Consider the following 14,052-nt stretch of genomic DNA (forward strand, 5'->3'; position numbering starts at 1 on the left):
CGGCGCAATTCCGGAGAAGCACCGTGCACCTCCGCCTGCCTAGCGTGGGCGAGCGCGAACGGCCGCCTGGACGGACAGGCGGGCCACGCATGCGCGTACAGGCGACAGGGAGAGAACGGAATGCGGAACGAGCGAGCCGCGGTGGCGGACAGCACGGCGGAGCGGGTCGCCCTGTGGCGGGCCCTGCATGTGCAGGTCGATCCGCCGCCCCATGTGCTGGCGGACGAGATCGGGCTGCGTCTCGCCGCCCCGGGGGAGGGCTGGCGAAGGCGCGGGGACATGGACCCGCGCGCCACCAGCCGCTACCGCGCCGGCATCGTGGCCCGGGCCCGTTTCGTCGAGGACCTGGTCGTCGAGCAGGCCGGGCACGGCATCGGCCAGTACGTCATCCTGGGCTCCGGCCTGGACACCTTCGCCCAGCGCCGGCCCGAAGTCGCAGGCCGGCTGCGGGTGTTCGAGGTCGACAAGCCCTCTCACCAGGCGTGGAAACAGCAGCGCCTGAGGGAACTCGGCTACGGCATGCCGCACTGGCTGCGCCTGGTGCCGTGCGACTTCGAAGCGGGCGAATCGTGGTGGGACCAGCTGGCGGATGCCGGGTTCGACGCGGACCGGCCGGCGGTGGTGGCGTCCACCGGGGTCAGCATGTACCTCACCCAGGAGGCGAACGCGGCCACGCTGCGCCGCCTCGCCTCGCTCGCCCCGGGCTCTCTGGTGGTGATGTCGTTCCTGCCGCCGCTGGAGCTGACTGAAGAGGACGAGCGACCCGGGCTCGGGGCCGCGGCCGCCGGGGCGCGGTCGTCCGGCACGCCCTTCATCAGCTTCTACGCGCCGCAGGACATGCTGGCACTGGCCCGGGAAGCCGGCTTCCCACGCGTCCGGCACGTGGCTTCGGCCGAGCTGGACCAGCGGTACTTCACCGGCCGCACGGACGGCCTGAGTACGTCGAGCGGCGAGGAGATCCTGGTGGCGGCCACCTAGGCCGCCTTCGGGGCCGGTTGTCCCGGGCGTGGGACACGAGGCCGGTTTCGGTCCCTTGTGGTGTTGGTCCGGCTCCGATGCTGAAACGATGCCGCCATGACTGCAGTCATCGATGCCTGGATGCAGCACCCGACCCTGCCCTTCCTGCGGCACGACATGTTCGCCTCGCTGCGGCGCTGGACCGGGGCCGAGGAGCCGAGTGCGGAGGTGCCGCTGGAGGCGACCATCGCGGCGATGGACGCCGGCGGGGTGCGGCACGGTCTTATCAGTGCCTGGTACGGCCCGGAGGGGCCGCTGATCACCAACGACGAGGTGGCGGCGTTCGTGGCCCGCCACCCCGACCGGTTCACCGGGGTGGCCTCGGTCGACCTCCGCCAGCCCGTGGCCGCGGTGCGCGAGCTGAGGCGCGCGGTGCAGGAGCTCGGACTGCGGGCGCTGAGGATCGTGCCCTGGCTGTGGGGGCTGCCGCCCAACGACCGCCGCTACTACCCGCTGTTCGCCGAGTGCGTGGAGCTGGGCATCCCGTTCTGCACGCAGGTCGGCCACACCGGCCCGCTGCGCACCTCGGAGACCGGACGCCCGATCCCGTACCTGGACGATGTGGCCCTGGAATTCCCGGAGTTGACCGTCGTGGCGGGGCACATCGGCTACCCGTGGCACAACGAAATGATCGCGCTGGCCACCAAGTACCCGAACGTGTACATCGACACCTCCGCCTACACGGCCCGCCGCTACCCGGCCGAGGTGGTGGAGTATCTGCGCCGGCACGGCCGCCGCAAGGTCCTCTTCGGCACCAACTACCCCATGATCACGGCGGAGCAGGCCCTGGCCGACGTGAAGGGCCTGGGCCTGGACGAGGAGACGAGCGAACTGTTCCTGGCGGGCAACGCACGCCGTGTCTTCGGACTTGAGGGACTCGAGGGGCTTCAAGGGCCTGAGGAAGCCTCCGGCCCCGCATAGCAGCGGGCTCGGTCGGCCCGGGGCGTACGCATCGTACGAGGGCTGCCCGCTTGCATGTCAGCACCGGACATCCCCGCCCTGCCCGCTGCGGGCCGGGGACGTCCGGTGCTCTTGACTCCGGTGCCCTTGACTCCTACCGGGCGGCGGGCTGCGCCACCGTCCGGCAGGAGGTGACGAACCGCAGCATCTCCTCCATCTTGTCCGACCTGGTCTCGACCGCGCGGCTCACGACCCGCACGAGATGCTCGTAGGCGTCGGTGTGGTCGTAGCGCGCCGTGTCGGCGATCCGCAGCGCCCACCGCCAGTAGCCGCGCATGGTGTCCGCGAGCGGCATCCGGAAGTCGGCGATGACCTCGCGGATGGGCTCCACCGTACGGTCGCCGAACCGCCGCACGTACAGCTCCACGGTGTCGGCCATGAAGGCGAAGTGACGTGCCTCGTCCCGGCTGAGCCGCCCCAGGAGATCCTTGAGGACCGGGTCGGAGACCACGTCGCGCAGCTGCTGGTAGTAGATCTGCGTGGCCTTCTCCTGGACGAGGGTGTACGCGAAGTACTGCACCGCGTGCTCGTACGGGACGGAGAAACGCTTGCTGCCCTCCTGGGCCAACTCGGCGCGCAGCGGCTCGGGTTCGGCCAGTCCGGACGCCGTCTGGTAGCGGGCCAGAGCACGGGCGTGGGTGTCCTCTTCCGCGGCCCAGCGCACCGTGAAGTGGTACAGCTCCCGGTTGTGCATATACGTCTGCGGCTCGACGTCGTCGGTCACCGGGAAGTGCTCGTGGTACTGGGCGAAGTAGCCGGGCAGATGGTCCTCGATGAGGGTGACGAAGCGCACCGCGGAGCGCTGTCCCTCGGTGAGCCGGCCGGCGTCCGCGAGCTCCCAGTTCTCGATCGACTCGACGTCCCAGCGGCGGCCCACCGGGGTGGCGCGCATGAACGTGGCGACGTTCTCCTCGACCTCATGGGGAGCGAGCATCGGCCCGCCGGCGGGCCGGATCTCCCGTGTCATCGCCGCTCACCTGCCCTTGCGGCAGGTGAGGGCGTAGTGCTTGGTGGTGTATCCCCAGCCCGCGTTGGCGACTTCCAGGTAGCGGACGAGCCGCGCGGACATGCCGTCCCTGAGCGCGTCGATCCGGTCCGCGTGCGCGTGCACGCCCTTGATCCAGTCCTCGATGGTGCGGTGGTAGTGGGCGGTCAGGTCGTCGACGGCGATGACCGAGAACCCGGCGTCCTCCACACCCCGGACCAGCTCGGAGAGCGGACGCATATCCCCCCAGCCGAAGATGGAGTCGCGGACGAACTGGGTGCCGTCGCGCCGGTCGAACCGCTCGTGGGCGGCGGCGTTGCGAAAGCAGCTCTCCGACACGTACAGGCGCCCGTCCTTGCGCAGCAGACGGCGGGCCTTGGCGAGAACACCGGACAGGTCGGGCATATGGACGATGGAGCCCAGCATGGTGACGCCGTCGAAGCCGCCCTCGGGCAGCTGTGCCTTCTCGAAGTGGCCGACGACGCTGCTGACTTGGCCGGCGACGCCCAGGTCGGCGGCGCGGGCGGCGATGTACTCGTGCTGGCGTCCGGCGGGGCTGATCCCGGTGGTGGCGCAGCCGAACTCCTTGGCGAAGAAGAGGATCAGCGATCCCCAGCCGCAGCCCGCGTCGAGCACCCGGGAGCCCGTGCGCACCCCGAGGCGGTCGGCGACGAAGCGGAGTTTGCGGCGCTGCGCCGTCTCCAGGGTGTCGCCGGGGCCCTCGTAGAGCCCCGAGCTGTATTTGCGCAGCGGGTCGAGGAACAGTCCGAAGATCTCCGGGTCCAGGTCGTAGTGGTCGTTGGTGTCGGCCGTCCCGGGCCGGCCGCTGATGGGGGGCGCGCTCACCGGCCCACCTCCGCGGCGAGCGCCTTCTCGACGACGGTGGTGACCTGGGAGATGGTGGAGACCGAGAAGACCTCCTCGTCGGGCAGCTCGATGTCGTAGCGCTGCTCGATCCTGGCGACGATGCGCAGTACCTTCACCGAGTCCGCGCCCTGGCGGCGGCGCAGATCGGTCTCGGGGGTGAACTCGGCGGCCGGGGCGTCGAGTTCGGCCGCCACGATCCGGGTGATCTCGTCGATGATCTGGTCACGGGTGTCGGCTGTCTGCGTCATGTCGGTCACCTTTCGGTTGTTTCGGTCGGGGTCTGTCGGTGGGCGAGCCGTGCCGTCAGGGCAGCGGCTTCTTCTTCGCCGAGGAGCAAGTACTGCCGGGCCTGGTCCATGGGCACGCAGCGGTAGCTCGCGGAGGCCGATGCCACCAGGTCACCGCCGGGCCCTGTCACCTCGGCCGTGGCGTGGGCGAGATGGGCGTCGCCGGTGTCGGTGCGCAGCTTGGCGACGGCCTCGTAGGCGCGGTCGACGGCGAGCGGGGTGAAGAACCGGGTGCGCAGGCCCACGGTGAAGGCGGGGGTGCCGTGCTTGAGGACCACGAGGTTGCCCATGATCTCGTCGCAGACGGTGCTGACCAGGCCGCCGTGCACCACCCCGGGATAGGACTCGTGGTTGCGGTCGAGGACGAGGCGGGTGAGCAGACCGCCGTCGTACTCCTCGAACTGCAGCCGCAGACCCTGCTGGTTGTGCGGGGAGCAGCCGAAGCAGCGGTAGTCGGGCTGCTGGGACCAGGGGACCTCGAGCCAGGTCCCGGGCGCCGGGGCCGTGCCCTGCTCGGGCGGCGTCACGCGATCGCCTCGGCGAGGGCCCGCCGGATCTGCGCGCCGGTGTCGAGCTCCAGGCCGGTCATGGAACCGAAGGCGCCGCGCACCTTGCGGTGCAGCCGCTCCAGTTCACCGTCGGCGGCGACCTTCTCCAGGAAGATCTCGAAGCCGGTGTCGATGGTCTCCTCGGCCACGCCCTGGACCAGGCTGTCCTTGAACAGGCCCACCGGGTGCTTGATACGGGCCTCGGAGGTGTAGACGTACAGGGTCTCCAGGACCGAGGGGAGCTCGTGGGGGAGGCGGGCGAGCCGGGTGCGGGTGTAGTGGATGAACTCGCGGGCGTGGCCCGCCTCGTCGCGACTGGCCCGGGAGAGGATGTCGTTGAGGACCGGCTCCTTCACCCACTGCGCGACCTCGCGGTAGATGTGGTTGACCGTCAGCTCGGAGATGATGTTGGTGGCGAGGGTGGCCGACGGGGTGGAGCCGGGGGCGTAGGGGGCGCGCATCGCGTCCACCGGCCGCTGGTCGACCTCCACTTCGAGAGCGTTCAGCCAGGCCTTGAAGGCGTAGTGGTGCTGAAGTTCCTGGTAGCCCCAGATGCAGGCGAAGGCGGAGAAGTCGTAGTCGTCCACGAACTCGTTGAAGAAGCCGTGGGTGGCGGCGATGGAGTTGCATTCACCCATCACCGCGCTCTTGGCGAGGGTGATGTACTCGGGGCGCACCTCGCTGCGGTCGATGGCGGTGAAGTCGATGTCGGAGAGCTCCCAGTGGTTGCGTTCGTACTGCCGGAAGACGTCGAAGGCATGCATGTACTGCTCCCTGAGGTTCCTCGGTGGCTCGCTGACGTGGTGCGGTCTGGTCGAGGTGCGGTCGCGGTGGTGGTGAACGCACCGGTGATCGTGAACGCCCCCGGCGGGGAGGATCAGCAGGACCGGAGACGTCTTACGCGGAGGCTGCGGCGAGGGCGTCCTTGGCCGCGAGGCGCTGGAACTTGCCGCTGGTGGTGCGGGGCAGGGTGCGCGGCGCGACGACATGGACGGTGACCGCCTCCAGGCCGAGCTCCGCCACGATGCGCCGGCGCAGTTCCCGCTCCAGCTCCCGGCAGGCGTTCTCGTCGGCCATGCCGCTCTCCGCCGCCAGGACGATCCGCTCGTCGCCGTCCGCCGCCCCGTCGACGTAGGCGACGCAGCGCTGCTTGTAGACCCCCGGTACGGACTGCGCCAGGTCCTCGACGTCCTGGGGGTAGAAGTTGGCGCCGCGGACGGTGATCATCTCTTTGTGGCGGCCGGTGATGTGGAGTTCGCCGTCGCGCCAGTACCCCAGGTCCCCGGTGGGCAGCCAGCCGTCCTCCGTGGCCGCGCCGCTGTCGCCGTCGGCGGTGAGATAGCCGGAGGTCACCGAGGCGCCCCGGATATGGATTTCGCCGACCGTGGCGTCGGGCAGCGGCACGGTGCTGCCGGGCTCCGCGACCAGGACCTCCATCCCCTTGACCGGCCGTCCCACCGAGGCGACGGCCCGAGTGCCGCGCAGCCCGGGACGGGCGGGAACGGCGAGGCCCTGCCCGGCGAGGCGGTCACGGTCCACCCAGTCCCACCGGGGCGCCCGGCCCAGCGGCGGGAAGGTGACGGACAGCGTGGCCTCGGCCAGTCCGTACACCGACATCAGCGTCCCTTCGCGCAGGCCCGCGTGCGCGAACCGCCGCAAGAACGCCGAGACGCTGCTGTGCCGGATGGTCTCGGCCCCGTTGAAGGCGACCCGCCAGTGCCGCAGGTCCATCTCCGCGGCTTCCTCGTCGGACACGGCGGCCGTGAGGTAGTCGTAGCCGAAGTTGGGCCCGGCGCTGATGGTGGCCCGGCTCTCGGCGAACTCGCGCAGCCACTGGCCGGGCTTCTTGACGAAGGCCGTCGGCTGCCAGAGCATGGCCGGGATGCCGCTGTATACGGCGCCCAGAGTGCTGAACAAGCCCATGTCGTGGAAGAGGGGCAGCCACATGCCGTAGCTGTCACGGGGCCCCACCTCGATGGCCAGACACATGGCCTCGACGCAGGCCAGCACGTTGCGGTGGCTGAGCACCACTCCCTTGGGGGCGGCGGTGCTGCCCGAGGTGAACTGGACGATGGCCGGCGCGTCCGGGGCCACCACGGGCAGTTGTACGTCGCCGCTGCCTGCCGCGAGAGCATCCGCGGGCACCACCGTCACTCCCGGCAGAGCGGCGCACAACGCGTCGGCGAAACGGTCGAAGGAAGCGGAGAGCACCAGATGGCTCATGCCCGCGACCTCGGCCACCCGCCCGATGCGGGCCAGATATCCGTCGATGTCCCGCAGCCCGGTCGGCAGCGGCAGCGGACAGACCGCACAGCCCAGGCGCACCGCGCTGAACAGGCCGACCAGGAAGTCCGGTTCGTTCAGGCACAGCAGCCCCACACGGTCCGCCGGCCGTGCACCGGCCGCGAGGAGGGCCGCCGCGCCGGTGCGCGAGCGGTCCACCAGCTCGCGAGCGGTGAGCTGCCGTCGCTCGGAGCGGTCGAGGCGGAATTCCACCGGGGTGTCCGGGAGGCGGCGGGCTGTCTCGTCCAGCGAGGTGTGCAGTGTTTCCGCGAGCTCGGTCATCCGGCATTCACCAGTCTTTCTGCGGTTTCTGCGGTCTCTGCGATCTTTGGGGTCTCTGGGAGGGGGCTTGGGGTCTGGTCTCTGCGGTCTTTGGGGTTTCTGCGGTCAACAGCGGGGGTTTCGCGGTCCGGTACGACGACCGGCGGTCCCCGCTCGGTGAGGCGGTCGCCCGACCCCTCCCACTGCGAGATCCGCACCCGCGGCGGAGACGTGGCCCGCACCGCCACCGCGAGATGGCGCCCGGGCGACTCCGCGGCCCACACCAGATGACCGGTGGGGGCGCCCCGGCACAGCGCCGCAGCCCAGGACGGGCCGGTGACAAGTCCCGTACCGGCGCCGGTGAGCGGACCGGAGATCATGCGCGAGCTGCAGGTGAGGGCGCGCAATCCCACAGCGAGCCCGCCGCCGAGCGCCTTGGCCACGCTCTCCTTGACCGTCCACAACTCCCGTAGCCCGCGCGGGACGTCGGCACGTGCACGTCCACCGCTCGGCATATCGGCCGGGGCAGGCGTCTCCCGTGCCGCACGCAGTTCCTCCGGCGTGCAGTAACGCCCGGCGATCTCCCGGAACTCGGCCTCCGGCAGGTCCTCGACGTCGACACCGCAGCCCGCCCGGTGGTACGCCACGGCGACGCCGGTGCGGTCATGGCTGACGGAGAACGCCGATGCCACGACGCCCGGATGGTCAACGACAGTGCGTGTGCCCGGCGCACCGGTGAGCCGCACCCGGCTGGCGGGCACGCCCAGGACGTGGCCGGCGACCGTGCGCAGCAGGAGTCTCGCCGTGCCGGCCGCCACCTGCCGCTGGGCCCCCTCGTATGCCTCGGCGCGCTCCCGGTCATCGGCGGACAACCCCGGTATCCGGTCCACCGCACGCCACGGACATCGCTCCCACCCCAATAAGTGCACCTGTATCGCTCCGGGCAATTCGGCGTACGGGCCGGCGCGTTGCTCTCTCATTCTCCTCCCAGTCTCCGAAGCAATCGCTGAAGCGATCGCTGACTTCGCGCATGACGGGTACGGGAATTCACCGGCGGTGCGCCGTACGGATCTATGGAGCAGGCGATTCGCATTCCATGAAGGGGTCCTTGAAGGGGGCCTTGAAGCGTTCGGGCAGGACTCGATGGCCCGAACGGCGCGCAGCTTCTGGCGGCACGGGAAAGCGGCACTCGGCAGGATATGGAGGGTTGACCTCGGTGCCGGCCGCGTGATCCGGGCGCTACCAGGTTTCTCCTGCAAGCACTCGGACCCTAGGTGAGGCCCCGGACAGCGGCAAGAGGGCTCGGTACGTTTCGGACGTATCAGCTCCATGGCCTCTCACCTGCTGATTCCCCGACGCCCAGTGCGGTGAGGAGCCCGGACCTCGGCTTGCTGCCTTACCGGGAACAGGGTTTTGTGGCTCGTTTTCCGAGTGGCGTCGACATGATGAAACGTGCTGGAAACGCGGAGTTGAATTGACGGGTGCCTGATCCTTTTCAACGCGCACCTTCTGATCCTTTTCAACGCGTACCACTATTCCCCGGCCACCGGTTACGGGAGACTGTCCGAAACCCCGGTAGGCATGCTCGGTCAATTCAGTGAAGGGTGGCTGCCGCACTGCCGCGCCCATCCGTTTTCCGTACCGGAGGCAGCCCGATGGCGTCATTCCCATCCCTTCCGTCCCGGGGGCAGTCCGTGCTGCCCTCCCTCGGCACCCCGCAGCTTTCCCAGACACTGCAGAACAACCCACTGCAATCGGTGACCGCCGCCATGGGAGACGCTGCGGCATCCGGGCTCACCGTCCTGCAGAGCGCGGCCGCCGCGGCGAAGGCGGCCGAGGCCGCGAAGCTCGCCCCCGGCATCGACGACTGGTCCAGCAAGCCGAGCCCCGAGCATCCACGCCCCGTCGTCCTGGTGCACGGCACGTACGGCACGGCGTACAACTACTGGCTGGTGATGGCGCCGCTCCTCGCCGCCTCGGGGTACAGCGTCTTCCGGCTCGACTACGGCGCCATGCCCGGCATCCTCGGGATCCACGGCATCGCGCCGCTCGAGCAGTCGGCACAGGAACTCGCCGAGTTCGTCGACCGGGTCCTGGCCGCCACCGGGGCCGACAAGGTCGACATCGTCGGTCACTCACAGGGCGGGATGCTGCCGCGGCACTACATCAAGTTCCTCGGCGGGGCCGAGAAGGTCCACCACCTCATCGGCATCTCGCCGTCCAACCACGGCACGACGATGCACGGCCTCGCCGAGATCGCCAAGCAGTTCCCGGGCGCGGAGGAACTGGTCGGTGCCGTCACGCCCGCGTGTCTCGACCAGATCAGTACCTCGGAGTTTCTCCGCCGCCTCAACGAGGACGGCGAGACCACACCCGGCGTCAACTACACGGTGATAGCCACCCGCTACGACGAAGTCGTCACTCCGTACACCTCGTGCTGGCTGGCGGAGGGTCCCCAGGTCACCAACGTCCTGGTCCAGGACAGCGCTCCGACCGACCTGAGCGGACACGGCCTGATCGTCTACTCGCCCACCGCGACCCGCGCGGTGCTTACCGCCCTCGCCGCGAAGGACCGGGTGGGCGGTGCCTGACGAGACAACCTGCTGCGCGCGCCACGGCGGATATCGCAGACCCAGGACGCAGGAAGGCCACGAGGTGCAGGGATGACAGGGTTCTCGCTGGAACTCACCGATGAGCAGCGGGATGTGCGCGACTGGGTACACCGCTTCGCCGCCGACGTGGTACGCCCGGCCGCCGCCGAATGGGACGAGCGGGAGGAGACCCCCTGGCCGATCATCCAGGAGGCCGCCAAGATCGGCCTGTACCGCTTCGAGTCGCTGGCCGAGATGCACACCGACCCCAGCGGGATCAACCTCCACATCGCCAATGAGGAGTTGTTCTGGGGCGACGCCGGTATCGGCATGGCCGTCCTCGGCACCCAACTGGCCGTCGCCGGAATCCTCGCCGCGGCGACCCCGGAACAGCTCGGCGAGTGGATACCCCCGTGCTTCGGCGATGTGGCCGACCCCCAAGTCGCCGCCTACTGCGCCTCCGAGCCGCAGGCGGGCTCGGACGTCTCCGCGCTTCGCACCCGCGCCCGCTACGACCAGGGGCGCGACGCATGGGTGCTGCGCGGCCAGAAGGCGTGGATCACCAACGGCGGCATCGCCGGCATCCATGTCGTCATCGCCTCCGTGGCACCGGAGTTGGGCGCGCGCGGCCAGGCGGCGTTCGTCGTCCCGCCGGGCACCAAGGGGCTGCACGCCGGCCCGAAGATCAAGAAGCTGGGGCTCCGGGCCTCGCACACCGCCGATGTCTTCCTCGACGACGTCCGTGTGCCCGGCCGCTGCCTTCTCGGCGGCAAGGAGCGGCTCGACGAACGCCTGAGCCGCGCCCGCGAGGGAAGCAGGACCAACGGCCAGGCCGCGATGGCCACGTTCGAGGCCAGCCGGCCCACGGTCGCCGCCCAGGCCCTGGGCATCGCCCGCGCCGCCTACGAACACGCCCTGGAGTACGCCCTCGCCCGGGAGGCATTCGGCCGCCTCATCATCGACAACCAGGCCATCGCCTTCTCCCTCGCGGAGCTGCGCACCGAGATCGAGGCCGTGCGGCTGCTGATCTGGCAGGCGGGCTGGATGGCCCGCAACAACCGCTCCTTCGACGCCGGCCAGGGCTCCATGTCCAAACTCCGCGCCGGTGAACTGGCCGTCACCGCCGCCGAGAAGGCCGTCCAGATCCTCGGCGGCGCCGGCTACAGCCGGGAACACCCCGTCCAGCGCCTGTACCGCGACGCCAAGATCTACACGATCTTCGAAGGCACCAGCGAGATCCAGCGCCTGGTCATCGCCCGCGCGATCTCGGGCCGCCATATCCAATGACGCACCCCGTGAGACCCACGGGACCCGAATTGGCGGACCTTCATGATCCCGCCAACGCGGCACGCCCTGACCACACTTGGCCGCCGCCGCCGCCGCCGACCGCCGTGGCGACCGGCTGCCACCGACTCACCCGCGGCAGACAGCACCGCCCCGCGGCCCACATGATCCGCGAGCTCACCCAACCGCACCCATACCCCCCCCGTGACTTCGGAGCCCCCGTGACCACCACGATGCCCCCCGAACTGCTCGCTCCGCTCGACCTCGCCTTCTGGAACATCGAGTCCGCCGGCCACCCCCTGCACATGGGCGGCCTCATGATCTTCGAAGCCGATGCGCCGGACGCCGCCCAACGTGCCGCCGGGCAGCTCGCCGCCCGCGCCGCGCGCATACCCGGCCTCAACACCCGCATCCGCCCCGTCTGGCTCCCCGTCGGAGCCGTCGCCCGCCGCGCCGCCCCCGATCGCGACCCCGCGGCCCATGTCCACCTCGCCGCGCCCGTACGGGACTTCCACACGGCCGCCGGGGCCCTGATGCAACGGCCCCTGGACCGCAGGCATCCACTGTGGGCCGCGCATGTGCTGCCCGGGGCGGACGGCACATCCTTCGCCGTGCTGTTCATGTTCCACCACGCCCACGCGGACGGGCTGCGCTCGGCGTCGTACCTCTTGTCGCTCCTGGACCCCGCCCTCGACGACGCACCCGCTCCGGCCGAGGCGCACTACCCGCAGAAGAACGGATCAGGCCTGCGCCTGCCCGACCCACGCAAGGTGCCCGCCCTGGTCCGCGATGCGGTCACCGACGCCGGACGGGCCCTGTCCATCGGCTCCGCCGTGGCCCGCGCCAACTGGGGCGTACGCTCCTCGCCCGCCCTCATCTCCCGCTCCACAGGCGCCCGCCGCGCCGACGGCACGATCGTCCGCCTGCGCGAGGTGAAACGCATCCGCGAGGCCGCGGGCGGCACCATCAACGACGTCCTCCTCGCCATCGTCGCCGGAGGCCTACGGCACTGGCTCAACAAACGCGGCGACGGCAGCGACGGCGTACGCCCCCGCGCGCTGATTCCCGTCTCGCTGAGCGACCCGCACGCCACGAGCGCCTGGGGCAACCGGCTCTCCGGCTACCTCACCCGGCTCCCCGTCGACGAGGCCGAGCCCCTCGCCCGCCTGCGCGCGGTACGCGAGAACATGGAGCGCAACAGGAAGGCGGGGCCCACCAGCGGTCCGGGCGCCGCCGCGCTGCTCGCCGACATCGTCCCGCCCCTCGGCCATCGCCTGGGCGGCGGCCTGATCGCCCGCTCGGGCCGCCTTCTCTACGACCTGCTCGTCACCAGCGTCCCCCTGCTCGGTGTCCAGGGCCTCACGCTCGCGAACAGCCCCGCCCGCGAGGCATATCCGCTCGCCCCGCTCGCCCCCGGCCATTCCCTCGCCGTGGGCATCACCACGTACGAGGACCGCGTCTACTTCGGCCTGCTCGCCGACGCGGCCGCGGTGCCCGACCTGGACCTGCTTGCCAGGTCGCTCGCGGAGGAGGCCGCCGCGCTGGTCGCCGCCTGCGGCACCTGAGGACATCGAGCAGCCGGGGGAGCGGGACTTGAAGACCCTCGACCCTCAAGAAGCCGCTGACCGGCCCCCCTCACCGCCGGGAGCCCCCACAAGAGGCCCGCGGCGGTGAGCTGTTCCCGCACGTGCCGGGATGCGCTGCCCGCGCCGTACGTTCCGTCCCGTCGCCCCTGTCCGAGTCATGCGCCGGGTGCCGTCGCCCGCCTGTGCCCGTATCGGGACTCGGTGGGGGTGAGGACCCGCACGCACGCCGCTTGGGCTGTAGCAGCGCGGTTGTCACCCATCCCTGCACGCCGGTCGTCGTGTCCGTCACCCGCACCCACCCGCGGTCACGGGCGTGCAAGGAGAAACGATGCTGCGGATAGAGCATCCCCAGGACCTGCGAACGTAACGAGGGCCGGAGCCGGATCCGCGCGGATGCGCCCTCCAACACGTAGACCCGGGGCGGCAGACGATCGCACGACGCCCCTCTCCGCGCAGCGGGCCCGGACCCATGGGGCGAGGGGGAGGGGGATCGGGCCGCGAAGACCGCGGTCAGCAGACACAGCAGCAGGACACACAGGACACCGAGCGCCCTGCCAAACTGGCTGCGCCAGAAGCGAGTTGATGATTCTTGGCCAATCACGTGGATGCCAACGCGCCACCACACCCCGCTGTCACGCCCCGCGAGAGTGACGGGCAGTCAACTGTGCACGCCCCGGACAGGCTGGCGCGCCCCGGGCTCGATCACGCGCACTGGGACGATTCGTTCGGATCAGCGTGCGGAGCAGAGGAGGATGCCCGCGCTGTAAAGTCCGCGACCTGCGAGGAGGGAGGGCCCGATGACATTGCACTCCGATGTGGCCGAGTTGCTGGCGGGGGCCGGCATCGTTGACGTGGACGTCGACGATGCCGTCGCGGACGAGCACGTCCGGTCGTCCGCGTACCAACGCGTCATCTCGGCAACCGTTTCCTCCCGGACCCGCGATCAAGACCGCGCGATCGTGGCCACGATCCTGCGCGACCCCCACGAGATGGGGTCCAAGACGGCGGTGATCGACCTTGTGGACAGGATCGCGAGGAAGGTGACCGGTCCTGCCGAGTTCCGGCAGTGGTCGGCCGAACTGCTGCCAGAGATCGACCAGTTCAAGACGGAGGCGTACCGCGCGTTCATCCGCCACCGCATCCACGACTGGCTGTTCTATCTCGCCATCGAGGACGGTCACATGCCGACACCGGTCGAGTTGGCGAAGGCCACGGACTGGATGCAACGACTCCTCGCCGAGGAGTCGACGTCGCCGGCGGTACTCGCTCTGCTCGCGGATTCAGGCAACAGCAGGAAGATCCGTAACATCGCGAAGAACCGAGCCGGAAGCCGCGGGCTGAGCACGCAAGGACAATGAGTCGGCAGTGCCACATTGGCAGGCA

General features: G+C 70.4%; 14 protein-coding genes. 6 read left to right on the plus strand and 8 right to left on the minus strand.

All coding sequences use genetic code 11. From position 1 onward, the window contains the following. Window positions 1–120: 120 nt before the first annotated feature. Together ACFQVC_RS08205 and ACFQVC_RS08210 are read left to right on the plus strand one after the other, a co-directional pair. Window positions 121–978, plus strand: a complete 858-nt coding sequence (locus ACFQVC_RS08205) for a class I SAM-dependent methyltransferase (RefSeq protein WP_381828139.1) — start codon at window positions 121–123, stop codon at window positions 976–978. Window positions 979–1,074: 96 nt separating this feature from the next. After that, on the plus strand, window positions 1,075–1,938 hold the full coding sequence (locus ACFQVC_RS08210; protein ID WP_381828141.1) for an amidohydrolase family protein: 864 nt from the start codon (window positions 1,075–1,077) through the stop codon (window positions 1,936–1,938). A gap of 133 nt (window positions 1,939–2,071) precedes the next feature. Here ACFQVC_RS08210 and ACFQVC_RS08215 read toward each other — a convergent pair whose 3' ends face one another. From ACFQVC_RS08215 to ACFQVC_RS08245, 7 genes are all read right to left on the minus strand, one after another. Further along, the gene (locus ACFQVC_RS08215; protein WP_381828144.1) at window positions 2,072–2,944 is read right to left on the minus strand and encodes an acyl-ACP desaturase; all 873 of its coding nucleotides are present in this window, start codon (window positions 2,942–2,944) and stop codon (window positions 2,072–2,074) included. Window positions 2,945–2,950: 6 nt separating this feature from the next. Continuing rightward, on the minus strand, window positions 2,951–3,808 hold the full coding sequence (locus ACFQVC_RS08220) for an SAM-dependent methyltransferase (RefSeq protein ID WP_381828146.1): 858 nt from the start codon (window positions 3,806–3,808) through the stop codon (window positions 2,951–2,953). Beyond that, window positions 3,805–4,077: an acyl carrier protein gene (locus ACFQVC_RS08225; protein ID WP_381828149.1), complete on the minus strand. Its 273-nt coding sequence runs from the start codon at window positions 4,075–4,077 to the stop codon at window positions 3,805–3,807. The genes ACFQVC_RS08220 and ACFQVC_RS08225 overlap by 4 nt, the downstream gene beginning before the upstream one ends. 5 nt (window positions 4,078–4,082) lie before the next feature. Further along, entirely contained in the window at window positions 4,083–4,643 is a 561-nt protein-coding gene (locus tag ACFQVC_RS08230) for a PaaI family thioesterase (protein WP_381828151.1), read from the minus strand. Beyond that, on the minus strand, window positions 4,640–5,428 hold the full coding sequence (locus tag ACFQVC_RS08235) for a ferritin-like domain-containing protein (RefSeq protein WP_381828153.1): 789 nt from the start codon (window positions 5,426–5,428) through the stop codon (window positions 4,640–4,642). Before ACFQVC_RS08235 ends, ACFQVC_RS08230 begins: the two co-directional genes overlap by 4 nt. Before the next feature lie 133 nt (window positions 5,429–5,561). After that, a complete protein-coding gene (locus tag ACFQVC_RS08240) occupies window positions 5,562–7,229 on the minus strand; it encodes an AMP-binding protein (protein WP_381828155.1) in 1,668 nt (555 codons plus the stop codon). Next, window positions 7,226–8,080 (minus strand): 4'-phosphopantetheinyl transferase family protein, encoded by an 855-nt coding sequence (locus tag ACFQVC_RS08245; protein WP_381828157.1) that lies wholly within the window; start codon window positions 8,078–8,080, stop codon window positions 7,226–7,228. Before ACFQVC_RS08245 ends, ACFQVC_RS08240 begins: the two co-directional genes overlap by 4 nt. Before the next feature lie 897 nt (window positions 8,081–8,977). On the opposite strand from ACFQVC_RS08245, the gene ACFQVC_RS08250 reads away from it, so the two are divergent. The 3 genes from ACFQVC_RS08250 to ACFQVC_RS08260 all read left to right on the plus strand — a co-directional run bounded on the left by ACFQVC_RS08250 (window position 8,978) and on the right by ACFQVC_RS08260 (window position 12,648). Further along, window positions 8,978–9,799, plus strand: a complete 822-nt coding sequence (locus tag ACFQVC_RS08250) for an esterase/lipase family protein (RefSeq protein ID WP_381828160.1) — start codon at window positions 8,978–8,980, stop codon at window positions 9,797–9,799. A 72-nt stretch (window positions 9,800–9,871) separates the two neighbouring features. Continuing rightward, the gene (locus ACFQVC_RS08255) at window positions 9,872–11,086 is read left to right on the plus strand and encodes an acyl-CoA dehydrogenase family protein (protein ID WP_381828163.1); all 1,215 of its coding nucleotides are present in this window, start codon (window positions 9,872–9,874) and stop codon (window positions 11,084–11,086) included. 230 nt (window positions 11,087–11,316) lie between these two features. Next, a complete protein-coding gene (locus ACFQVC_RS08260; protein ID WP_381828337.1) occupies window positions 11,317–12,648 on the plus strand; it encodes a wax ester/triacylglycerol synthase family O-acyltransferase in 1,332 nt (443 codons plus the stop codon). A 70-nt stretch (window positions 12,649–12,718) separates the two neighbouring features. Here ACFQVC_RS08260 and ACFQVC_RS08265 read toward each other — a convergent pair whose 3' ends face one another. Further along, on the minus strand, window positions 12,719–13,294 hold the full coding sequence (locus tag ACFQVC_RS08265; RefSeq protein ID WP_381828165.1) for an SH3 domain-containing protein: 576 nt from the start codon (window positions 13,292–13,294) through the stop codon (window positions 12,719–12,721). Window positions 13,295–13,466: 172 nt separating this feature from the next. On the opposite strand from ACFQVC_RS08265, the gene ACFQVC_RS08270 reads away from it, so the two are divergent. Beyond that, window positions 13,467–14,027, plus strand: coding sequence for a hypothetical protein (locus tag ACFQVC_RS08270; protein WP_381828167.1), 561 nt, complete (start codon window positions 13,467–13,469; stop codon window positions 14,025–14,027). The last annotated feature ends 25 nt before the right edge of the window (window positions 14,028–14,052 follow it).

The sequence above is a fragment of the Streptomyces monticola genome (genome assembly GCF_042665355.1).
Taxonomy (GTDB): Bacteria; Actinomycetota; Actinomycetes; order Streptomycetales; family Streptomycetaceae; genus Streptomyces; species Streptomyces monticola.